This is a genomic window from Parapedobacter composti (assembly GCF_900112315.1).
Classification (GTDB): Bacteria; Bacteroidota; Bacteroidia; order Sphingobacteriales; family Sphingobacteriaceae; genus Parapedobacter; species Parapedobacter composti.
In genome coordinates this window covers 1-22,973 of the sequence record NZ_FOLL01000021.1, presented here as the reverse complement: position 1 = coordinate 22,973, position 22,973 = coordinate 1, and the positions used below count along the sequence as shown (strand labels likewise).

Below are 22,973 nucleotides of genomic sequence, written 5' to 3'. Positions count from 1 at the left end.
AGGTCGGTTTATGCAAAAAAATCATCGTGTATACAGCATCAGAATCCCTTTACGGGATGCTTGCGGCCAATGATATACCGGAGCAGAAATTGCTGCTGGTTGTCTATGGCGCCGCGGGTAAAGTGGAAGGTGGCTATAAACCGCCCCTCGAGCCGCCGGTGCCGGATGGGAATCCACCCTAATCCCAACCGGTTGTATAGCGGCGCCATGTAGAACCGATCGCCGTAGGGGATGTCTAATGGCTCCCCCGCATAAAAGGTATGTTGTACGAAGAAGCGCCGGCGGGCCAGATAGGCGTTGGCGATAAACCCCTTCGGGAACCGGAAGTCATAGTGCCCCCGCAAGCGGTCGAAGGCCAGAATGCCTCCGGCATTGATGTCTACGGAATCCAGTAAGCCCGTTGCCTGGGAAGCGCTGTAGCCCACAGAGGCCATGACCGCGCCGTTATCGCGGATGGCTTGTTCTTCGTTGCCTTGAGCAGCTTTTGCGTTGTGCCACATCATCGCATAATGAGAGAAATAAAAAGAAGCAACGTTTACTTTGCCGGATAATCCCACGAGGAACTGTTCGCGATCCATCGCCGTTTGGCGGCTTGTCCAGTCTATCCAGACCTGCTGCTGCACCGATTTTCCGGTGTAACGCAGCAACATGCCCTCTACATTGGGGCGATAATACAGTAAGGTGTCGTTTAATATTGCACGGGGATAATCGTCCAGCAGCCCGAACCGTGGGAACATGCCCATGTAAAACCGGAAACCGCGCCGTTGGTAATTGTAATACACTACCGGTTCGAACTGCCGATCGTTCTGGCGGGCACCGAATTCCTGAATGAAATTGACACCCACCCTGAACCGGTGCGTACTGTCAACCAGCAGGCCCGCTTCGGGAGAAAAGCGGAGCCCAAAAATAGTTTGCGAGAAATTCCCGGATTTGGCAAATTCCCGGTTGTCTGCAAATCCGTGAAGGTTAACATTCCATTCCAAAAGCTGCGCCCATGCGGCCGACGTAGTCGCAAAGCAGCACGCGATGGTAAACAGAAGGGCAATGCCTGACTTTGGTCTGTACATGTCACTATAAATCCGCGGCCAAAAGTAGTGATTATAACAAAAAAATCATACCTTTAAGCCATGAACAACAGTAAACTTAATTAACAATCTATGGATCCGAGTTTCACCCCGATTTTGATTATTGTAGGCGCTATCGTAGCCTTTTTTATTTTGCTTTATCTACTTCCTGTAAATCTTTGGTTTACCGCGCAACTATCCGGTGTTCGAATCAACCTGCTGAATTTACTGCTGATGCGTTTGCGGAAAGTTCCGCCGGCATTGGTTACCAACGCGATGATTACGTCCACTAAAGCCGGCCTGAACATCACATCGAACGATATCGAAACCCATTTTTTGGCGGGGGGAAACGTGAACAACGTTATCAAGGCCCTCATTTCTGCCGATAAAGCGAACATTCCGTTAGACTTCAAACTGGCAACGGCCATCGACCTGGCGGGCCGGGATGTGTTTGACGCGGTGCAGCTATCCGTCAATCCGCGGGTGATCAATACACCGCCGGTGGCAGCTGTAGCCAAAGACGGCATCCAGCTTATTGCGAGCGCGCGGGTAACGGTGCGGGCCAATATCAACCAATTGGTGGGCGGTGCCGGTGAGGAAACCATTCTGGCCCGTGTAGGGGAGGGCATTGTTTCCACTATCGGTTCTTCTGCAAACCATAAAGAGGTGCTGGAGAGCCCGGATCGGATTTCCAAAACAGTGCTATCCAAGGGATTGGACAGCGGTACAGCGTTCGAGATTTTGTCCATAGACATTGCCGATGTCAATATCGGTGAAAACGTAGGGGCCAAATTGCAAGAGGACCAAGCCGAGGCCGACCTGAAGGTGGCCAATGCGCGGGCAGAGGAACGCCGGGCCATGGCCGTTGCCCAGGAGCAAGAAATGCGCGCCAAAGCGCAGGAAGCCCGTGCGAAAGTTATCGAAGCAGAGGCGCAGGTGCCTTTGGCGATGGCTGAAGCGTTCCGGAACGGTAATCTCGGCGTTATGGATTACTACCGTATGCAAAACATCCAGGCAGATACCGATATGCGGGGTTCCATTGCCAAACCCGGCAGCAGCCCCAGTAAGGGAGATAAAAATTAACAAAACAAAACCCCGGTGATGGGCACCGGGGTTTGTTACTAACCAATTATAAACCTAAATTATGAAAAGACATTTTTTGAATCCCGGAATTATCCGGGGTTTAATTTTTACACTGCAAAAATAATATCATTTCTGCAGCTGTGGATAAAGCTTCTGTTAAGAAATTGTCAAAAGAACCTTCATTGCATGATATTCGATAAATTCAAGCGCGTTAAGGGGTTTATGTTTGCCGCCGACGGCGTGCTGACCGGCGGCGTTGTGCAGTTTGGAGCTACCGGGGGGGCGTTGCGGTCTTTCCATGTCAAAGATTGCTACGCGATGCAGCTGGCGGTAAATAAGGGATACCCCCTCGCGGCGGTCACGCAGGATGCGTCAGCATCAGCGCCGGAATGGTTGAAAGGAATAGGGGTCAGCTTTTTGCACGCCGGTGCGGACGGCAATGCCGCGGCTTGCTACGAATGGCTGTCGCAAGTTGGACTGGATGCCGCCGATGTCTTGTATATGGGCTACGACGTTCCGGATTTGGCGCGCCTCCAATCAGCTGGCCTCGCCACCTGCCCGGCAGATGCTGTGGAAGATGTCAAAGCCGCGGCGGCGTACGTGTCGTTCTGCAGCGGCGGAAACGGGGCCTTGCGCGATGTCATCGAAAAAGTGATGCGGCTTCAGGGTACCTGGAATGGAGACGAACATCCTGGTCGGCTGTCGGCAAAGAACGCGTAAGTAGAGATTTATGGAAAACGTTATAACCGATATCTTGAATCCCGGTAAATTTCGCATCGTTTTGGCCTCCCAATCGCCGCGCCGCCGCGAACTGCTTTCACAATTGGGATTATCATTCGAAGTAGCTTCCAAGGATGTGGATGAATCATTCCCTCCGCATCTCCACCCTGCGGATGCGGCGCGCTATATTGCTGAGCGTAAAGCCAGGGAGTTTTCGGGCGACTGGCCCGATGCGCTGGTCATCACGGCCGATACCATCGTTACCATTGATGGACAAATCCTGGGCAAGCCTGCCGATGCGGCAGCAGCCCGGGGGATGTTGCACAGGCTGTCAGGGCGTGCGCATGAGGTCATTACCGCTGTGGCATTTTCCTGGCAGGGTCAAATCCACGTGTTTCATGAAACCACGGAAGTACGTTTCCGTGCGCTGGCGACCTGGGAAATTGAACACTACATTACCAATTACCGGCCTTTCGACAAGGCAGGGGCCTATGGCATCCAGGAGTGGATTGGCATGGCGGCCATTGAAACCGTCACAGGTTCTTACACCAATGTGGTAGGGCTGCCCACGGCGCGGGTCTATCAGGAGCTTCAACGGATTGCCGGGGTGTTGCTGCGGGCGTAGGGCGTAAATCTACGGCGCGTCAGCACCCGTGCGCCGAAGGACAATATCCGTGTCAATGGGTTTTATGCCCCGGCTCGTAGATAAGCCGCAGAAACGAACTGAACCGCTGGTTCTCCCGATGCAAGGGGATTCCGGTTACGATGCCAACCAGCAGATTGTCAGCAATCCCCACACGCATCTGCGGGCGTATGGTCGTGTCGAAATCGTTTCTGGATGCTTCTTTGTTGAGCTCAACCCCGATAAAATTGCGCGTCCCGGTGATCATGTAGTGGATATTCGAATTGATTTGCCATAACGTGTGCCCCGTGCTGTGGCCAAAATGACGTTCAATGACCGGTCCGGTGTAAATCAGCGTATGGAAATTTTGCCCCCATCGCTTGGCTGCGATAAGGAAGGGATTATAAAGATTGCCAGTGAAAAAGCGGCCCTTTCCGTAATCGGCAAACGGCGAAATTTCAAACTCATGGATATACCCCAAGGCCAGCGACGTCTTAAGGCGCCCCGAAACCAGGAATGTGTATTGGCCCGCAAGTTTGAGGCTGTTCAGCCGGCTGCCGGGTGAAGCGCCTTGGCCGTTACTTTTCGAATAGAACGTAAAAGGCAACTCCACTTCCAAGCCCAGTCGGTCAACGGGTGCAAATTCGTATTCCACCAGTGCCAGATATTCGTCATGCGAGTAGTTGTCTGTAAGTCCGAGTCCGACGTTCCACTCTTTTTCGCCTTTTCTGGCCCCCAGATCACGGATAAGGTCAATGTACAGCGGTTCCGCGTGCAGGATTTTCAATGGTTCCTGTTGTTCTTCTACCTTCCAGATGTACAGGCTGTCTTGTTGATGGTTGCTCGTTTCGGTACTGTCTATGGATTGTGCATAAGCGCCGCTCACGGCGGCCACGGTCAACAGATTACAGAACAGTAATTTCATCGTCAGTCATTCAGAAAGTTATGCCGCTCCGGTTGTCCGGAGCGGCACAATTATACGACAAAACATCGGGATTTGGGAGCGGCAGTCTTATTTTGGGAAACCGGTGTGCCCATCACCTGATGCCGAACCGTATTCCGGCATAAAACATCCGTCCGGTTATGGGTCCCCACAGCAAGGAAGTGTCAAAAAAATCACTGAACGGCTGGTCGGCGGCCAATACCGGGTTCGGTTGGAAAAAGTTGGTCAGATTTTCCCCGCCGATATACACGTCAAAAGGGCGCGTCTTGCCGAACGTCTTGCTCACCTGCGCATTCATGACAGCAAAGCTCCTGGAGTATTCCGGCATTTGGTAGGCCTCGGGGTTGACCGCCGTAGAAGGCAGCCGTTTTTGGCCAGTAAGGTTCAGCGTATAGTCGAAGTGCCAGCCGCCGCTGTGTGTCCGGTATCCGAGATTGAGGAATCCGCGGTGCCGGGCCACCAGGGGCCGTTGCAGCAGTTCGCCGCCATAGGTGGTCTTCACGTCAAAGAAGCGGTAGGCCAGCCGTGCCTCCAGGTGAGGCAATGGCATGAAGCGGAACTCGGTCTGCACGCTGTTGGAATACGACTGACCGTCAAGGTTGTAAAAAACCAGTTCGCGCGGATTTTCATAGTCCACCACCACCTGATTGACAAAATCGTTCCGGAAGAACTCAGCGCTGAATGACGCTTCCCTGTGAAACAGGCGGAACGACTGATCGAAGCTCAACCCCGTATTCCAGGCGATTTCCGGTCGAAGGCCGTAGGCGTTTTCCGCCGGATCTGCTGCTGCGATGCGCACCATCCTGGCACTGGCCAGGGCGGCGGTGTTTTCAGCAAGGATGTTGGCGGTGCGTTGGCCCCGGCCGCTGCTTAACCGGAACGTCGTGCCCGGTACCGGCTGATAACGCACATGGGCGCGGGGGGTAGCAAACCAGCCGTAAAGGCTGTTGTAGTCGCCCCGTATGCCCAGCACGGCATCAAACTTGTCGGAAGGGCTGTAGGTATATTCAAAGAATCCGCCCGGTACGGCCTCCGTACGTGCAAACCGCTGTGCCGGCGATTGGTACACCGCATAACGCTCGTCGTACCGGTCATATTGAAGGCTCAATCCTGTACGGTATTTATGCACCACGGTGCCGATGATGTCCTGGTAAATCAGGTTGGCATATGCATTGCGTTGTTCGGCATCATAGGTGCGCAAACCGAAATATGATTCTTGCTTGTAGGCCGTGCCGGACAACTGCAGCCCGACACTTCGGTGCGTATTCTGTGGGAATACATAGCCTATTTTTGCGAACGCCTCATAGCGCTCGATGTCGAAGCCCAACCCATAGCGGTTTTCGGTTAGCTTGTCTGTGGCGGGGTCAAAATCAACTTGGCCCCCCGTGCGTTTGTCGTTAAGGAACTTTACCCCGAACTGGAGCATGAAACCCTTTCCGTTTTCATATTTCCACCGGTTGATGCCAGAGAACAGGTTGCCCACGGGAATATCCCGGAAACCGTTGTTGCTGAAATTCATGTTTTTATTATACATGAAGTTGTCGTGTAACAGCAGGCCGCCTGTCCATCGTTCGTTAAAACGGTGAGCAAGGTTGAGGTTTATATCGGATCGCCCTGCGTTATTGGTGTAAGCGTTGAAATACAACCGTTCGGATGTTTCCGGTTTTTTCAGTTCGACGTTGATCTGTCCGGCGATATTTTCAAATCCATTCACGACCGAACCGATACCTTTTCCGATCTGGATAGACTCAATCCAGGCGCCCGAGATGCTGTTGAGGCCCAGCGGCGTGGCCAGTCCGCGCGGCCCCGGCAGGTTTTCCACGCTAAGCTGGGTGTAGATGCCGCTGAGGCCCAGCATCTGTATCTGCTTGCTGCCTGTTACCGCATCACTGTTCACCACGTCGACCGAAGCATTGGTTTCGAAACTCTCACTAAGGTCGCAACAAGCCGCCTTGAAGAGTTCCTGCGCGGTGAGTACTTCCAGGCGGGAAGGGCTGAGGGCAGCAATGTAGTTTGAACTTCGCCTGGCCGATACGGCAACTTCGCTGAGGACGTTGCCCTTCGCGGAAACTACGACAACCTCATGTGGATCAGTAACAGTAATCGTATCCGCCTGATGACCGGCATGGGTGACGACGAGCCGCTTATAGCCCTCTTCATGCGGAATCCGGAAAACACCCGATGCATCCGACCGGGCACTTACCGAAGGGGCTTCCAACCAGTGGATGTTGGCCGATTCAATGGGACTTAACTCGCCACGGTTGCTTTCGCGCATGATTACCCCGGTAACGGTGTGCTCGTGATCGTGGTTTTCGGTATCAGTACCATGGTCATGGCCCCCGGCTTTTCGGTGCACATTGTTTTCATCATGGTAGTGGCAACATGCGGGCAGCTTCCGGTAAGCGTTAGCATCGGCTGTATGGCCTGCAACGTCGTGGCCAACAGCCAGGATGCGCTTTTTGGCAGCTTCAACATCGTAAACGGCCGGGTCAAAAAGGAGGGAAAGCATTTGGGTACCGGCGTCCCAACGGGCAGTTTCGAGCCCTTTGGCCTGTGCGGCTTGTTCTATGCGCGATTTGCACATGCCGCAGACTCCAGCAACCTCAAAGATGGCCGTACTGTCTGCCCCTTCCGCTACCGGGGCATGGGTGAGCTGTCCGGCGGTGCGGCTGTACTGGCAGCATCCCGGCAGCGCCTGGTAAGCATTGCCATCGGCAGGCAGCCCGTCCACATCATGGCCGGTGGCGGCGATGTTTTTCCGTATACCGGCCAAGGAGGTAGGGGCGGTTATGGTTATCCTGAGCTGCTGGCTTTCGGCATCCCAGGCAGCGGATTTAGCGCCGGCTTCTTTAGCCGCTTGTTCGATGCGGTTTTTGCACATGCCGCAATTCCCTGCCACGGTCAATATCACCGTGCTGTCGCCTTGGGGTGCCCGCACTTCTGCCGGAACATGGCGGGCGAGCGCAGGCATGGACAACAATACCGCCATAAGGGTAAATAACCTTGACATTATTAACTGATTCATCATTGATGGATGTTTAATCTTTATTGAACTAAAAAATAGCGATGCGATACGGAATAGCCGTACATCTTCCGCGTAACGCACAGCGGTGTTTTACGCGATCATTCAATAAAGAAACATCAGATGAGGTAAGTGCAGTGCCGGATGAACAGCGGAACAGCGGGAGGAGAGCCGACGTTGGCTGTTGTTTTCGGGGCTTGATGGATGGCTAACGGCTGATTTGCAAAGCGGATAAGCGTAAAAACCAGCAGTTCTGCCGGATAAATGCTGAAAAGGTTCTTGTCGTTGCTCGGCAGGTGTTCCTTGGTTGTCGTGGCGGCCTCCACTTTGACGTCCTGGCAGTGGCCGTCGTGTTCAGCATCGCCGCAACTTTGTTCATCGCAGCATCCGGCCGTCGCTTCCACCGGTTGCTGATGCTCGGTGCAGAGCGGGCAGTCATGGTGGCCGGCTTCATGCTGGAGCTGTATCACTAATTGCTGGGCTTTGCCGCAGCAGTAGTGGAGGTGCACGGAGGCACCGGTAGCTGACAAGCCGTACACGATGGTAAGTAATATGCTGAATATCTTGGCCATCATCGATACAAAGATAGGTAAAAAACTTCATGATGCAAACCGCCGGCAGGTGGCCGGTTTCCCAAATTTTTCCGGTTTTGAGTTTTTATTTTGTGGTTACAAATCGAACACTCATGAAAAAGATTCTTTTTGGTCTGGCCGTTTTCTGCATGGCAGGCATGTCCGCGGCAGCCCAGGATATGCATTGGCGCGAGGTGCCCGCGATTGTGCTGAATGCTTTCCAGCAGCAATTTCCCAAAGCGCGGCAGGTGGCATGGGAGCGCAAGCGGGACGGCCACTATGAGGCGGAATTCAATACCGGTTTGCTGGGGCGCGACCACAAGGCGTTTATCAGCCAGGAGGGGAAAGTGTTGCGCTACGAAGAAGAAATTGCCTCTTACGCCCTGCCGGACGCTGTTAAGCAGCGGATAAACAGCGAATTCGCCGGGTACCGCATCGAAGAGGCGAAGCGGGTAACCGTAGGAGACAGGGTGAGCTATGCCGTGGAGCTGGAGAGCCGTAACGGAGATTTGAAGGTTGAATTCGAGCCGGACGGTAAAATCCGGAAAGAGCGGCCGGACTGATGTCCTTTCCGCTCAATCCTTCAACTGACGGATGAATTCCGGAATACGTTCCATGTAGTCCGCTTCGCCCAGCAATTTTACAAATGCGCTGCCCACAATGGCACCATCTGCATAGTCCGTAGCCCGCAAGAATGTACCGCGGTCGGAAATACCGAAACCGATGACCACAGGGTTTTTCAGTTGCATGGCCTGAATACGCGAAAAATAAGCTTCGGTACGCTCCGAAACCGAGAGGTTTTTGCCCGTGGTTGCAGACGAAGACAGCAGGTAAATGAATCCGTTCGATAATTCGTCAATTTTACGGATACGTGCTTCCGAAGTTTGCGGCGTCACGAGAAATATATTGCTTAATCCATTCGTTTCGAATACGGGCCGGTAAAGCTCTTCGTATTCATACATCGGCAAATCCGGTACAATGACACCATCTACGCCAACATCGCTGCACGATTGGCAGAAACGTTCCACGCCGTACTGCAGTACCGGATTAACATAGCCCATCAGCAGCACAGGTATAGACACGTGTTTACGGAGATTGCTAAGTTGCTCGAAAAGCCGCTGGAGGGTCATGCCGTTACGAAGGGCGACTTCAGAGCTGTGCTGGATGACGGGGCCATCAGCTACGGGATCGGAATACGGGAATCCGATCTCCAGGAAATCCGCTCCGGCCTTTTCCAGCGTTTCGGCGATAGCCAACGTGCTGTCAAGCGCTGGGTATCCCGCGGTAAAATAAATAGAAAGTATGCGTCTGTCGCCATTGCTGGCAAATAATTCGTTGATTCTGTTCATTTTCAAAACCCAAAGTACTTCATGTAGTTGTCCAAGTCCTTATCACCGCGCCCCGAAAGGCATACCACAACGTTCTCGCCACCTTTGAAAACCATTTTTTCCAGCTGCGCCAGCGCGTGTGCGCTCTCGATGGCGGGGATGATGCCTTCCAAGCGGGTAAGCAGCAGTCCCGCCCGCATGGCTTCATCGTCGGTGATACAAGCATAGGTTGCGCGGCCTGTCTTATGCAGCCATGCATGCTGCGGGCCGATGCCCGGGTAATCCAGTCCTGCTGAAATGGAGTACGGTTCAACGACCTGCCCGTCGTCCGTTTGCATAACGATGGATCGGCTTCCGTGCAAGACCCCCTCACGGCCCAATACTGTGGTGGCGGCAGATTCGCCGGAATGAACACCTTTCCCGGCGGCCTCCACGGCCACTAAGCTGACCGATGGTTCATCCAGGAAATGGTAAAACATGCCCGCGGCATTGCTGCCCCCGCCCACGCAAGCCAAAGCATAGTCTGGTGTTTCCCGCCCGGTTTTCTCCAACAGCTGTTTACGGGTTTCTGCGGAGATAACCGATTGGAACCTTGCCACCATATCGGGGTAAGGGTGGGGGCCAACGACCGATCCGATGATGTAATGGGTATCCACGGGGTTATTTATCCAGTCGCGCAACGCCTCATTGGTGGCGTCTTTGAGTGTGCGGCTGCCGGAGGTAGCTGCAATCACTTCTGCGCCCATCATTTTCATGCGCGCCACATTCGGTGCTTGCCGTTCAATGTCAATGGCACCCATGTATACCACGCATTGCAGCCCTTTCAGTGCACATACCGTGGCGGTGGCCACGCCGTGCTGTCCGGCGCCTGTTTCGGCAATGATGCGTTTCTTGCCCAATCGCTCGGCCAGCAGAATCTGGCCGATGGTATTGTTAATCTTGTGTGCACCCGTATGGTTAAGGTCTTCACGCTTCAGGAAAATGTTGGCATTGTAACGTTCGGAAAGCCGCTTGGCGAAGTACAGGGGCGACGGGCGGCCCACATAATCCCTGAGCAGCTGGTCAAATTCCTCGCGGAAGTCGCTGCGTTGGATGATCTGCAGGTATTGCTGTTGCAATTCCTCCACATTGGGGTACAGCATCTCGGGCACATAGGCGCCGCCGAAGTTGCCGTAGTAACCTTTATCGTTTACTTGGTATTCACTCATCGTTGATCGATTGTAACGTTTGTTTCAGTAATCCAATGTCTTTGACCCCCGGTTCGGTTTCAAACCGCGAATTGAGGTCCAGCGCATAAAGGCGGTCGTCAGCTATATGTAGCGCCTCCCGGATATTTTCCGCGCCGATGCCACCGCTCAGGAAGAACGGCGTGTTGAGCCCATACCCGCTGAGCAGCCCCCAGTCGAAGCGGACGCCCGTGCCGCCGTGCCGTGGGCTTTTCGTGTCAAAAAGGTAATAGTCAGCCACCGTCTCATAGTCTGCTACCACGGCCCAGTCAAATTGCGCATCGATACCGAACGCCTTAATGATTTCCACGCCCAGCCCTTTCAGTGCCGCGCAGTATGCGGGCGTTTCCTGGCCGTGCAGTTGCACCGCCGCGAGCCCGTACTGCAGGATAGCAGCATTCACCTGTCCGGCATCCGCGTTGACAAAAACACCGGTTTTTTTGGTGCCATCCAAGCGCCTTACCCATGCCCCATCCAAACCACCCACGAAGCGCTTGGAATCCGGATGGAAAATGAAACCAATGTAGTCCGGCTGCAACGCCACCACATCCCGGATGTTGCCCGGATGCTTTAAACCGCATATCTTTATTTTAAGGTTCATTTTATATCTTTCCGTATCACCGACCACCGACCACCGACCACCGACCACCCATCACCGACCACCGGTCACCCACCACCAACCAACTTCCCGAAGCAATCCAGGGCCCTTTTTCCCAGCAGCGAAGTTTCCGCTTCGTAGTAGCAATCGCCGAATGATTTTTCCGGATGGATGGTCTGTATAGCAATGGCCGCATTCGCCAGCACGACATTGTTTTGCTCCGCAGTACCGTTGCCCTGGAGCACGGCAATGAAAATTCCGGCCGCTTCCTCTACGGTTTCACCCCCATGGATGCTTGCCGCAGGCTGGGGCAAGAAGCCCAGTTGCCCGAGGGTACAGATGCGTTCGCCGTGGTTGCTGATGGTCTTGAAATCGCCCGTCAGCGAAATCTCGTCATAACCATCCAGCGCATGGAGGATAGTATACCGTTTGCTGCTCTGTTGGTACAGGTACCCATAAATGCGGGCCAGTTCCAAGCTGAATACCCCTACAGACTGGTAACGCGGATTGGTGGGGTTCACCAACGGGCCAATCATGTTGAAAAACGTTTTGATGCCCAGTTCACGACGGATGGGCGCCACGGTCTTCATCGCCGGATGGAACAACGGCGCATGCAGGAAACAGATATTGGCGGTTTCCAGTTGCCGGAGGAGCGTCTTCCGGTCGTTGGTAAACCGATAGCCCAAGTGTTCCATCACGTTGGAGGAACCGCACCCCGACGACACGCCGTAGTTACCATGTTTGGCTACAGGATATCCCGCACCAGCCACCACAAATGAGGCTAACGTGGAGATATTAAATGTGTTTTTGCCATCACCTCCTGTACCGCAGAGGTCAATCAGTTCATAGCCCCGAAAATCCAGTTGCAGGCACAGGTCGAACATGGCGTCGCGAAACCCCTCCAGCTCTTCCACGCGGATGCTTCGCATCCCATAGGCGGTCATGAAGGCCGCTATCTGGGAATTATTGTATTTACCCGAAGCAATGTTGGTCAGGATCTCGTAGGCCTCACCCCGGGTGAAGGTCTTGAACTCAAATAGGTGCGCTAATATCTCCTTCATAGCTGTTTAGTATCCATAAAAAAAGCTTGCCGTTGTATGGCAAGCCGCTATATGTTTCAGTAACAATTACTTACAATAAGAGGTTGCCACAGCATCAGTTGCTGTGCCACCACCAAGTAATATGCCCTGTTTGAAAAATCATTTTTTTTGCGTGTGGCAAATATGGGTTTTTGTTTTGAAAGATGCAATAGTGAGCCGCAGTTTTCCTTTTTTTGCAGCAGCTCCTTTACGTACCTTCGCAGCGCGAACGAACATGGAATACTTCGATATCCATACGCATAGCCGCCGGTCTGATGGATCGGTGCAGATTCTGAATGTGCTGCCCGGTGCTACCGGCAGTACTGTCGGCGCATGGAGCTCCATCGGTCTGCACCCGTGGTATCTCACCGCCGAAAACAAGGACGCGCAACTGGAGGCGGTTGAGCGGCATGCCGGAACCGGTGCAGTGAAGCTCATCGGCGAGTGCGGCTTCGATCGGCTGCGGGGGCCGGCCATGGCTGTACAGCATAGCGCCTTCCGGCAGCAGGCCGAGTTGGCCGTCGCCTGCGCCAAGCCGCTGATTATCCATTGTGTACGGGCATTCGATGAGCTGTTGCCTTATGGCCGGAAATACGCTTCCCAGGTACCGATGATTATCCATGGCTTCCATAAATCGCCCGAACTGGCGCGCCAGTTGCAGCGGCACGGGTTCCTGCTGTCGTTTGGAGCAGCCATCATGCAGGAAGGCAGCAATGCGGCCGTCGCCCTCCAGCAAACCGGACCACCCTTTTTCCTGGAGACTGACGATAATCCAACCAGCATCCAACGCATCTACGAACGGGCAGCCTTTTTACGGAATATTACGGTAGATGAGCTGAAAGCTATTATTTTTGCCGGCTGGAAAACGTTACAACTGATTTAAATGGCAGATATCAACTGGCTGTCGCGTTCCGCCCTGCTGGTGGGCGATGAGGGGATTGCGGCATTGCAGCAAAAACATGTATTGGTGGTGGGTCTCGGCGGTGTTGGCTCCTTCGCGGCGGAATTCATCTGCCGGGCGGGTGTCGGAGAAATGACCATCGTTGATGGCGATGTGGTGGACCCGTCCAACCGGAACCGGCAATTGCCGGCGCTGGCTACTAACCACGGCGTAAGCAAAGCACGTATCATGGAAGATCGGCTGCTGGCCATCAACCCGCAACTTAAGCTGCGTGTGGTGGAGGAGTTCCTCACGCCACAGAAGTGCAGGGAGTTGTTGGAAAAGCGGTACGATTACATTATGGATTGCATAGACAGCATTACACCCAAGCTGACGCTGCTCTCGACGGCATTGAACTCCGGAATGCCGATAGTCAGTTCGATGGGGGCGGGAGGCAAGCTCGACCCTACTAAGCTACGCGTAACCTGGCTTCCTGAAACCTACCAGTGTGTGTTTGCCCAGTACGTGCGCAAACGGTTGAAGCGGCTGGCCAACGCGGCTGCCGTAAAAGCCGTTTTTTCGACGGAAGAAGTGCGTAAGGATTCGTTGGTGATGACTGACGGCAGCAACTTCAAACGTTCAGCATATGGCACCATTTCCTATCTTCCCGCTGCATTCGGCGGCGTATGCGCATCGGTGGCCGTCCGCGACCTGTTGGGCTTGCCCGTCGAAATGACAGCACGCCCCAAACGTATACAGGGGGGCAAAAAGAAGCGGGGCCGCCGCCAGGTGGTGGATTAGTCGGCTTTGCCGCAATCCCATCATCATCCCGATGCAGTAAGTGCATGCTATGGACACTCCGTCTACGATGCTGGTTTCAGTTATGGCAGGGTATGGTTCATGGGCGCCCCGTTTTGCCGGATGAGTAAGCACGTTAGGATAATGTTGTCAGTGGCGGTAGCGCAGGCAGCAGCTTGATGAGGGATTTTTTCATACAGACATGCAATGCATTCAAAAACAGAACCGCCCCGGACTCATCGTGCGGGGCGGCTATGTGTTAATATTCATCTTCGTTAAAGAAGAAATCATCCTTGGTGGGATAATCCGGCCATATCTCTTCTATATTTTCATAAGGCTCACCGTCGTCTTCCAAGGCCTGTAAGTTTTCAATCACTTCAACAGGTGCACCTGAGCGGATGGCATAGTCGATCAGCTCGTCCTTTGTTGCCGGCCAGGGTGCATCTTCCAAATGTGAGGCTAACTCTAATGTCCAGTACATAACCTATCAATTTAAGTTTCAATTTTGCGCAAAAATATAATATTTCTATTATGATTTTTAAATTTTTTGTCAATATTTTTTGACTATATGATAACTTATTGATTATTAGTTTTTTGATATGTTTTATTAGGCGTTTTTCTTGGAAAAACGCCAGATTTTTCCGCTTGGGGGAGCCCCCAATGGACCGCACAGGCTTGCCGTTTTGCGAGCAGGCCAAGTGTTAAATATTTTCAAAATCAGTGCCTTTTTCCCGTAGTGCCGCGAGCCTTGGCGATACGCTCTTGACGTCTTTGTTGGGATAGTCATCTTCAATCAGCCCGTCCCGCATACGGACGATGCGGTGGGCGTGCTGTGCGATGTCTTCTTCGTGCGTAACCAGAATGATGGTGTTGCCACGGGAGTGGATTTCTTCAAGCAGCCCCATGATTTCGATGGAGGTTTTCGTGTCAAGGTTACCGGTAGGTTCATCGGCCAATATGATCGAAGGGTTGTTGATCAACGCTCTCGCCACGGCCACCCGCTGGCGCTGACCACCGGAAAGTTCATTGGGTTTATGGTCTACCCGGTTACCCAGGCCCACGCTTTCCAGTGCTTTCTGGGCCATTTCTTCCCGTTGTTTCCTTCCGATACCCGCATAGATCAGCGGAAGCGCCACGTTGTCCAGCGACGTTGACCGCGGCAACAGGTTAAACGTCTGGAATACAAAGCCGATTTCCTTGTTGCGCACGTCGGCAAGTTCATCGTCTGTCATGTCACTCACACTGATGCCGTTGAGGATGTATTCGCCACGGGTAGGGGTGTCCAGGCACCCCAGAATATTCATCAGGGTGGATTTGCCCGAACCCGACGGACCCATCAGGGCTACGAATTCACCCTTATATATCTGAAGGGTCACCGATTTCAAAGCATGGATGGTTTCCGCACCGATGACATATTTTCGTCCGATATCCGTGAGTTGAATAAGTGGCTGTTGTGACATATGTCGCTGTTTTTAGTATGACGCTGGCGCCGGCCGGATGTTACACCGCACCGGTATGGCTCCACCTTTTTTTTATCCGGGCATGTATCTCGTCGCGAAGTGTATCGGCATCGTCCTGCCCCAAATTATGCGTCCCGACGGGAGCCAGTACGTCCACATCAATGATGCCGGGCCGGCTGCCGTGCTGCTTGGCCTCATCCCAGTAAACTTCCCACGCATTCTGGATAACCACGGGAAGGACGGGTACATCGGTTTCAATGGCCAGTCTGAATGGGCCGTTCTTGAAGTCATAGAGCTTCGGCGGGTATTCGTCGCCGATTTGCCCTTCTGGGAAGATAAGCACACTGCGCCCCTGCAACAGGTTCTGGTGCGCCCGTTTGAAAGCCTTGAACGCAGACAGCTTACTTTTCCGGTTTACCGGGATGTCGATGGTCCGGAAAAACAGCCCTGTAACGGGATTGTCCAGCAGTTCCACCTTTCCCATAAACGAAAAATCCGCTGGGCAGAGCAGCACCATGGCCGTAATGTCCAGGTTAGACGTATGGTTGGGGCAGATGATGTATGGCCGTGACCAATCGATCGGCACCTCGAACCGGAAACGGTAAAACACGCCCACGGCAGCCGAACTCAGGAAGCCGATGATCCGCCTGCAGCGGGCAATACGGTGGAAGTGCCGTTCGGGGTTTGTTGAGAAAAAAGCCAGCGCCGGAAAAAAAAGGATAAAGAAAAACAGAACAGACCCCAAGTACAGGAAACTGTGCAATTTTCTCAACAAACGTACCATGATGCGCCGATTAGCTCAACTCCGCAAAATGCTTATGGAACAAGGGGATGGTCTCGATACCCTTGAAGTAATTGGCGATATCGTATTTTTCGTTCGGCGAATGCAGGTTGTCGCTATCGAGTCCGAAGCCCATGAGTACGGTCTTCAGTCCAAGTTCCTGCTCGAACAATGAAACGATAGGGATGCTGCCTCCGCCGCGGGTAGGGACGGGTTTTTTACCAAAAGCGTCTTCTATGGCCCTTTCTGCTGCCCGATAGGCCGGGCTGTCCGTAGGCGTTACGGCCGGTTGTCCGCCGTGGTGTGGCGTCACTTTCACCGTTACATAATCCGGGGCGATGCTTTCAAAATGTTTTTTGAAAAGCGCGGTGATCTCATCGGAGTCCTGATTAGGAACCAACCGCATGGAAATTTTGGCGTATGCTTTTGACGGCAGTACGGTTTTGGCCCCTTTTCCGGTATAGCCGCCCCATATTCCGTTAAGTTCCAATGTGGGCCGGATACCTGTGCGCTCAATGGTGGTGTAACCATTTTCCCCCCATAGGGCATTCAGGCCAAGGTCGGCTTTGTATTCCGCTTCATCAAACGGCGCTTGGTTCAGTGCCTGGCGTTCCGCATCGCTGAGTTCCGCCACATTATCATAAAATCCCGGTATCGTAATGCGGTTGTTCTCATCGTGCAGCGAAGCAATCATCTTGGCCAGGGTGGTTATCGGATTGGCTACGGCACCGCCGTACACGCCGGAATGCAAATCGCGGTTCGGCCCCGTTACTTCCACTTCGAGGTAGGAGAGTCCGCGCAACCCGGTTTCCAGGGAGGGGGTGTCCAAGCTGATCATGGCCGTATCGGATATCAGCACCACATCGGCAGCCAATCGTTCTTTGTTAGCTTTTATGAACGCGGGCAGGTTATCCGATCCAACTTCTTCCTCGCCTTCAATCATGAATTTGATGTTGCAGGCTAAAGTGCCTGTGGCCTGCATCAATTCCAATGCTTTGACATGCATGTAAAACTGACCTTTGTCGTCGCAGGCACCCCTGGCGAATATTTTGCCGTCGCGAACCGTCGGCTCGAATGGGGGCGTTTCCCACAGTTCCAGCGGATCGGGCGGTTGTACATCGTAGTGGCCGTATACCAATACCGTCGGCTTATCACTGCCGATAATTTTCTCGCCGTAAACAATGGGATGTCCGGCTGTAGGATATATTTCCACCTGTTCTGCTCCTGCATCCCGCAGCTTTTGCGCCACATATTCGGCAGTCTTTTGCACGTCGCCCGCATAAGCCGGATCGGCGCTGACCGATGGGAAGCGAAGTAATTCAAATAATTCGTCAAGGAAGCGTTGCCTGTTTGCTTCGATATAAGCCTTGATTTCTTGCATAACTATGTGATGGGTATGCCGCAAACTTAGCTAAAGTTGTATTGATATGCAACCGTAATCCGGTTTTGAACGTTTAGTGGGCCGACGTAGCACCGTCCGTATAGTAAGCGATATTGTTAAAAAACGCAAAATTTTCTTGGAACTATTTTTTCGGTTTTATATTCGTAACCAAAAGTTACCCTATGTACCGTAGCATAAACCGATTATGAGAAAAATATCCGTTGCGCTGGTGATGGCGTGTTTCAGCTGGTTGTCGGCCGCCGCCCAAGAAGACTATTCGATAAAAGGGGGCGTCGTTGACACGGCATCCAGCCTTAAACTTGCCAAAGCATCTGTCGTACTGGTGCACGCCAAGGATTCCATGCTTTATCGGTTTTCACGCGCGGATGAATCAGGCACTTTCCACATGAGCGGCCTGGACACCGGTGACTACATTCTTTTCGTGACGTACCCCGATTATGCCGATTATGTGGAACGTTTTCAGTTGGACAGCGCAACCCGGTCTATCGACTTCGGCAACCTCGGGTTGGTGCTGCGTGCCAAGCTATTGGAAGAGGTGCTGGTAAACCGCAGACAGGCCATTACCATCCGGGGAGATACAACAGAATACGATGCGGCAAGCTTTGTTATCCAGCCGAATTCCAAGGTGGAGGACCTGCTGAAGCAACTGCCCGGCATTCAGGTCGATCAGGATGGCAAAATCACTGCGCAGGGGCAGACGGTTAACAAAGTGTTGGTAGACGGCGAAGAGTTTTTCGGGGATGACCCTACGCTGGTGACGCGCAACCTGCGGGGGGACATGGTGGATAAGGTGCAGCTGTACGACAGGCGGAGCGATCAGGCGGAATTCACGGGAATCGACGATGGCGAACGGATGAAAACCATCAATATCAAGTTGAAGGAGGATAAGAAGAAGGGGTGCTTCGGGAAAGTAGATGCCGGTGCCGGCACCAATGAAATGTACCAGGGACAAGCCATGGTCAACCGGTTTAACGGCAGCGAGCGTTTTTCGGCGTTCGGTACCGTCGGGAATACCGGCCGCACGGGACTTGACTGGCAGGACGCAGACCGTTACGCACCTTCCAGTAGCACCTCCATCACCGTGGAAGACGGGGGGATCATGATTATGACAACCGGCGGGGGCGACGACATCGAGTCGTGGGGCGGGCGGTATGACGGACGCGGTATTCCCTCGGCATTGAATGGCGGGGCCTTCTATGGCAACAAGTGGAACGAAGGGCGGCAGTCTATCAATGGCAGCTATAAAATCGGCGAACTCAGCGTCAATGGCACCAACAACACCATCAGTCAGAATAACCTGCCCACAGGTACCATCAATACCACATCCGATCAATCGTTTGACAGGCGGATATTCAGGCAACGGGGCGGTGCAATTTTCGAGAACCGGTTTGATTCGACGTCGACGCTGAAAGTGACCGTCGATGGCACACTCCGCAACGGTGAAACCAGTGAGTTCAGCGAGTCTGTTGGTACGGACGCCGTTGGTGGTATGCTCAACCAATCCATGCGCCGCACCACCAACAACACGGAGGGGTTCAGTGCATACCTCACCGCTTTATGGACTAAGAAGTTGCGTAAGCAAGGGCGCACCGTGTCGTGGGAAATCAATGAGACCATCAACCAAGGCAAATCCAACGGATTCCTGTTCTCGGAGAACTCATTTTATCAGGATGGCGAGATAGATAGCGTATTGGTGGTCGATCAGCTAAAGATCAATGATAGCCGGAATGCTGTTTTCAACTCAAACATCACCTATACAGAGCCAATCACGAAAACGCTTTCACTGGTGTTCAATTACCGGCTTACGGCCAACAACGGCACATCGCTAAGACAGTCTTTCAATCCCGCGGGCCCCTCCGGAGAGCATACCGAACTGGATTCCCTTTTCAGCAATGACTTCAGGCTGAATCAGCTCGCTAACCAGCTTGGGGCGGTCTTTAATCTCAGGCAGGGTAAATCCACACTCAATTTCGGCACGCGGGTCAGTCGCGTGCGGTTCGATCAAACAGACCGATATGCCGATAACCGTTTTGAGCGGAGCTTCACCAACCACAATCCGCAAGTGAGCTGGCAGTATCGCTTTTCCCAGCAGAAATCGTTTCGTGTTTCCTATAACGGAAACAACACCCAGCCGTCCATTAACCAAATACAACCGGTGCGGGTGAATGACGACCCGATGAACATCGTGCTGGGCAATCCCGGTCTTAAGCCTTCGTTTACCAACCGGTTCAATGCGTCGTACAATTCGTATAAGGTAATTGGTAACCAATATATTTTCCTTTCCGGGGGCTTCTCGAATACGATGAACCCCATCGTGAGCAACACCTACACGGATTCCGTGGGGCGCAGCACCTTTCAGTATGCAAACCTTGACGATAGAACGCCCCTGAATTACAATTTTTACAGCAGTTTCAGCAAGAACATCCGGAAGTGGAACCTCGATGTGGGCGGCGGACTGAACACGAACGGGAATATATTCTATAACCTGACGAACGGCGAGCTGAACCGTACCCAGAATACATCCTACGGGGTAAGTCTGACCATCAGGCAATATGTCCGGGAGAAATACGATTTTAACATCAATGCAGGTCCCAGCTTTACCTTTGGGCAGTCATCGCTGCAACGGGATCGCAACAACAACGGCTGGGGGGTGAACGGAAACTATGGCTTTAATATCTACCTGCCTTTGAAGTTTCAAATCACATCCGAGGGCCGATATACCTACAGCGCCCCCACACAACTGTTCGATGAGGCGTTCGAGCGGTTTATCATCGATGCCTCGGTCAGCAAGAAGTTCCTGAAAGATGAAACGCTCCGCTTCACCGTCGGTGTAAATGATTTGCTGAACCAGAACCGTGGTTTCAGCCGTTCGGCCAACAATAATATGTTTATCCAAAACAGCTATACGACCATCACCCGGTTCCTGATGTTCTCCCTGACTTGGGATTTCAATAAAATGGGCGGCGTATCTGTGCAAAAATAACACTATGAAGAGAAAGATTTTAACCTTATTGACCAGTTTGCTGCTGTTGGCGTTGATGTTCCACCCCGCCCGGGCACAATACGCACGCTTTGTAGAGCGTGGCGTTGTGGAATACGAAAAGCGCGTCAACATGTATGCTAAGATTCAAAGCCGGATGGGCACCAACAGTTCGTTTGCCGAGCAGATATTCGAGCAATACAAAAAAAGCAATCCCCAGTTCAAATCCTTTAAATATAACCTGGCGTTCGACCGTACGAAAACACGGTTCTGGCCGCAGGAGTCCGACGGTACACCGGTCGGTTTTCTTGGTGATGACCCTTCCATCGATATGGGAAATATCATCTTGACCGACTTGGCAGCGGAGCAAAGTATCAGCCAGAAGCGTATTTATGAACAGACCTACCTGATTACTGACAGCACCCGGCGTATCCAATGGCGTTTTACGAATGAAACCCGTGAAATAGCGGGCTACCTGTGCCGCCGGGCCAATGCACTGGTGCTCGACTCCATCTATGTAGTTGCATTCTATACCGATCAGATACCCGTATCCGGCGGTCCGGAATCGTTCAGTGGGCTACCCGGTATGATCCTCGGCGTGGCCTTGCCGTATGAGAATACGACCTATTTTGCCACCAAGGTAGAAGATCGTCCGGTCTCCGCCAAGGAAATGGAAGCTCCCCGAAAAGGCAAAGCCGTGAACTACAGCGAGCTGATAACCGAACTGAAAGCCAGTCTGAAGAACTGGGGCGAATACGCACAGTCCATATTCAAGGCGATGTTGCTTTAGCCCGAAACATTGCCCCCCTTCGGTTGTTAATTATCCTGGTAATGGAATAATTATGAAGACAATCGATATTTCCCGTTTCTGCCGGTTATCGGCTGCATTGATCGCCATGGAACTTATGTATGGGCAGCTTTATGCACAACAGGTGGTTGAATATGGTAAGGACGTCCGTTTGCCCGCACCGATGGCTACCCCCTCTGCCACGAAGCTTTCCAAGGTCATCGGATGGCCCGAAGGCCGGATGCCCGTTGCGGCCCCGGGCTATCGTGTAGTGAAGTTTGCTGCGGGGCTGAACAGTCCGCGGTGGGCGTATGTGGCACCCAACGGCGACATCTTCGTTTCCGAAGCCCGCACGGTAAAGCGCGGTGCGGAGCGTATCAAGAAACTGATGAGCGGAAAGGCCCGGTCACGCAACAAAAACCTGGAGGTAAGCTCACATCAGATTATCCTCTTTCGGGATGCGGACGGCGACGGGAAACCCGAATTACAGCGGGTATACCTTGATGGCCTGAACCAGCCCTTCGGCATGCTGGTACTGGGCGATTACTTCTATGTCGCCAATACCGATGCGCTGTGGCGGTTCCCCTATGATCCCAAGGCACAAAGCATAGTCGCTGAAGGGGAGAAGCTGGTTGAGCTGCCTGCCGGCGGGTATAACAACCACTGGACGCGAAACATCATTGCTAACGCCGACGGATCAAAGATTTACATATCAGTAGGGTCCGGAAGCAATGTCGGCGAAAACGGCATGGAACATGAAGTGCGCCGCGCCTGCATCCTGGAAGTCAATCCCGATGGAACCGGCGAGCGGATATTTGCTTCCGGCTTGCGTAACCCGGTGGGGATGGACTGGGAACCGGAAACCGGCAAGCTATGGACCGCTGTGAACGAACGTGACGAGCTTGGTGACGCATTGGTGCCCGATTACATCACAGCGGTGCAGGAGGGCGGTTTCTACGGATGGCCGTATGCCTATTGGGGGCCGAAGCCGGATCCAAACTGGGCGGGCAAGCATCCGGACTCGGTTCAGCTCAGCATCACTCCCGATTATGCGCTGGGGTCGCATACCGCTTCGCTCGGATTAGCTTTCAGTCGGCATAACGGATTCCGGCCGGGGGCCTATATCGGCCAGCATGGTTCCTGGAACCGTTCCGCGTTTGTGGGTTATAAGGTATTGTATGTCCCCTTTGAAAATGGCCAGCCATCCGGCATGCCGGAAGACTTCCTCGCCGGCTTCATCGCCGATGCAGCGGAGGGAACGGTATACGGGCGCCCGGTGGGCGTAACCTTTACGCGTCAGGGATATATGTTGGTGACCGACGATGCCGCTAATACCATCTGGGCTGTGCTGCCGGAGTAAAGCAAAAACCGAACCCCTGCTGGCCTATTTGACATTCGCCCGAATAATGAATGGGAGCCGAAAAGGCCTCCGGCCACTGTTTAAGGATTTGCCGGCAGCATACAGGGGGCTGGTGCCTACTGCATGGGGCGCACGTGCGGATAGGTTACGCTGGAGTTTGTCTGTGTATGGTCACGGACAGCCGGACGATTAGGGGCAGCAGCCCACCGGTCAACCGGTTGGTGCATCCCGGCCAACGGTTAGCTGGCCCCGGTATGGTCTGCGTCAG

The 22,973-nt window shown here is 53.2% G+C and carries 21 protein-coding genes; 9 read left to right on the top strand and 12 right to left on the bottom strand.

Annotation, left to right across the window (positions count from 1 at the left end; translation table 11 throughout):
- Positions 1–38: 38 nt before the first annotated feature.
- Positions 39–1,067 carry a hypothetical protein gene (locus tag BM030_RS17215; protein ID WP_090974851.1) on the bottom strand — a complete coding sequence of 343 codons (1,029 nt, stop codon included), beginning with the start codon at positions 1,065–1,067 and terminating at the stop codon, positions 39–41.
- 90 nt (positions 1,068–1,157) lie between these two features.
- Between BM030_RS17215 and floA the strand changes: the two genes are divergently transcribed.
- The 3 genes from floA (at position 1,158) to BM030_RS17200 (ending at position 3,492) form a co-directional block, all read left to right on the top strand.
- Positions 1,158–2,147: a flotillin-like protein FloA gene (gene floA, locus BM030_RS17210; RefSeq protein WP_090974850.1), complete on the top strand. Its 990-nt coding sequence runs from the start codon at positions 1,158–1,160 to the stop codon at positions 2,145–2,147.
- A gap of 186 nt (positions 2,148–2,333) precedes the next feature.
- Complete coding sequence (locus BM030_RS17205) at positions 2,334–2,867, top strand: KdsC family phosphatase (protein WP_090974849.1); 534 nt, start codon at positions 2,334–2,336, stop codon at positions 2,865–2,867.
- A gap of 10 nt (positions 2,868–2,877) precedes the next feature.
- Positions 2,878–3,492, top strand: a complete 615-nt coding sequence (locus tag BM030_RS17200) for a Maf family protein (protein ID WP_090974848.1) — start codon at positions 2,878–2,880, stop codon at positions 3,490–3,492.
- Between the two features lie 52 nt (positions 3,493–3,544).
- Here BM030_RS17200 and BM030_RS17195 read toward each other — a convergent pair whose 3' ends face one another.
- From BM030_RS17195 to BM030_RS17185, 3 genes are all read right to left on the bottom strand, one after another.
- Positions 3,545–4,414 (bottom strand): HAEPLYID family protein, encoded by an 870-nt coding sequence (locus BM030_RS17195; protein ID WP_170845801.1) that lies wholly within the window; start codon positions 4,412–4,414, stop codon positions 3,545–3,547.
- A gap of 112 nt (positions 4,415–4,526) precedes the next feature.
- Positions 4,527–7,460, bottom strand: a complete 2,934-nt coding sequence (locus BM030_RS17190) for a TonB-dependent receptor (protein ID WP_090974847.1) — start codon at positions 7,458–7,460, stop codon at positions 4,527–4,529.
- A gap of 113 nt (positions 7,461–7,573) precedes the next feature.
- Complete coding sequence (locus tag BM030_RS17185) at positions 7,574–8,029, bottom strand: HYC_CC_PP family protein (RefSeq protein WP_090974846.1); 456 nt, start codon at positions 8,027–8,029, stop codon at positions 7,574–7,576.
- Positions 8,030–8,139: 110 nt separating this feature from the next.
- Between BM030_RS17185 and BM030_RS17180 the strand changes: the two genes are divergently transcribed.
- Positions 8,140–8,589 (top strand): PepSY-like domain-containing protein, encoded by a 450-nt coding sequence (locus tag BM030_RS17180; RefSeq protein WP_170845800.1) that lies wholly within the window; start codon positions 8,140–8,142, stop codon positions 8,587–8,589.
- A 12-nt stretch (positions 8,590–8,601) separates the two neighbouring features.
- On the opposite strand, the gene trpA is transcribed toward BM030_RS17180, so the two are convergent.
- The 4 genes from trpA to trpD form a co-directional block, all read right to left on the bottom strand.
- Positions 8,602–9,375, bottom strand: a complete 774-nt coding sequence (gene trpA, locus BM030_RS17175) for a tryptophan synthase subunit alpha (protein ID WP_090974844.1) — start codon at positions 9,373–9,375, stop codon at positions 8,602–8,604.
- Between the two features lie 2 nt (positions 9,376–9,377).
- Positions 9,378–10,562, bottom strand: a complete 1,185-nt coding sequence (gene trpB / locus BM030_RS17170; RefSeq protein WP_090974843.1) for a tryptophan synthase subunit beta — start codon at positions 10,560–10,562, stop codon at positions 9,378–9,380.
- Positions 10,555–11,181 carry a phosphoribosylanthranilate isomerase gene (locus tag BM030_RS17165; RefSeq protein WP_090974876.1) on the bottom strand — a complete coding sequence of 209 codons (627 nt, stop codon included), beginning with the start codon at positions 11,179–11,181 and terminating at the stop codon, positions 10,555–10,557. Before BM030_RS17165 ends, trpB begins: the two co-directional genes overlap by 8 nt.
- Before the next feature lie 65 nt (positions 11,182–11,246).
- On the bottom strand, positions 11,247–12,239 hold the full coding sequence (gene trpD, locus BM030_RS17160) for an anthranilate phosphoribosyltransferase (protein ID WP_090974842.1): 993 nt from the start codon (positions 12,237–12,239) through the stop codon (positions 11,247–11,249).
- A gap of 253 nt (positions 12,240–12,492) precedes the next feature.
- Between trpD and BM030_RS17155 the strand changes: the two genes are divergently transcribed.
- Both BM030_RS17155 and BM030_RS17150 read left to right on the top strand, forming a co-directional pair.
- Positions 12,493–13,140, top strand: coding sequence for a TatD family hydrolase (locus BM030_RS17155; RefSeq protein ID WP_170845799.1), 648 nt, complete (start codon positions 12,493–12,495; stop codon positions 13,138–13,140).
- A complete protein-coding gene (locus BM030_RS17150; protein ID WP_090974840.1) occupies positions 13,141–13,938 on the top strand; it encodes a tRNA threonylcarbamoyladenosine dehydratase in 798 nt (265 codons plus the stop codon).
- A 256-nt stretch (positions 13,939–14,194) separates the two neighbouring features.
- Here the strand turns inward: BM030_RS17150 and BM030_RS17145 are convergent, their stop codons facing one another.
- The 4 genes from BM030_RS17145 to BM030_RS17130 all read right to left on the bottom strand — a co-directional run bounded on the left by BM030_RS17145 (position 14,195) and on the right by BM030_RS17130 (position 17,557).
- Positions 14,195–14,416, bottom strand: a complete 222-nt coding sequence (locus BM030_RS17145; protein ID WP_002996718.1) for a DUF2795 domain-containing protein — start codon at positions 14,414–14,416, stop codon at positions 14,195–14,197.
- A 220-nt stretch (positions 14,417–14,636) separates the two neighbouring features.
- On the bottom strand, positions 14,637–15,395 hold the full coding sequence (locus BM030_RS17140) for an ABC transporter ATP-binding protein (RefSeq protein ID WP_090974839.1): 759 nt from the start codon (positions 15,393–15,395) through the stop codon (positions 14,637–14,639).
- Positions 15,396–15,435: 40 nt separating this feature from the next.
- Positions 15,436–16,179: a lysophospholipid acyltransferase family protein gene (locus tag BM030_RS17135; protein WP_090974838.1), complete on the bottom strand. Its 744-nt coding sequence runs from the start codon at positions 16,177–16,179 to the stop codon at positions 15,436–15,438.
- A gap of 10 nt (positions 16,180–16,189) precedes the next feature.
- Entirely contained in the window at positions 16,190–17,557 is a 1,368-nt protein-coding gene (locus BM030_RS17130) for a dipeptidase (RefSeq protein WP_090974837.1), read from the bottom strand.
- 205 nt (positions 17,558–17,762) lie between these two features.
- Between BM030_RS17130 and BM030_RS17125 the strand changes: the two genes are divergently transcribed.
- The 3 genes from BM030_RS17125 to BM030_RS17115 are packed head-to-tail and all read left to right on the top strand — an operon-like array spanning position 17,763 to position 22,705.
- Positions 17,763–20,561: an outer membrane beta-barrel family protein gene (locus BM030_RS17125; RefSeq protein ID WP_090974836.1), complete on the top strand. Its 2,799-nt coding sequence runs from the start codon at positions 17,763–17,765 to the stop codon at positions 20,559–20,561.
- A gap of 4 nt (positions 20,562–20,565) precedes the next feature.
- Positions 20,566–21,348, top strand: coding sequence for a GLPGLI family protein (locus BM030_RS17120; protein ID WP_090974835.1), 783 nt, complete (start codon positions 20,566–20,568; stop codon positions 21,346–21,348).
- A gap of 52 nt (positions 21,349–21,400) precedes the next feature.
- Positions 21,401–22,705, top strand: a complete 1,305-nt coding sequence (locus BM030_RS17115) for a PQQ-dependent sugar dehydrogenase (RefSeq protein WP_211657648.1) — start codon at positions 21,401–21,403, stop codon at positions 22,703–22,705.
- The last annotated feature ends 268 nt before the right edge of the window (positions 22,706–22,973 follow it).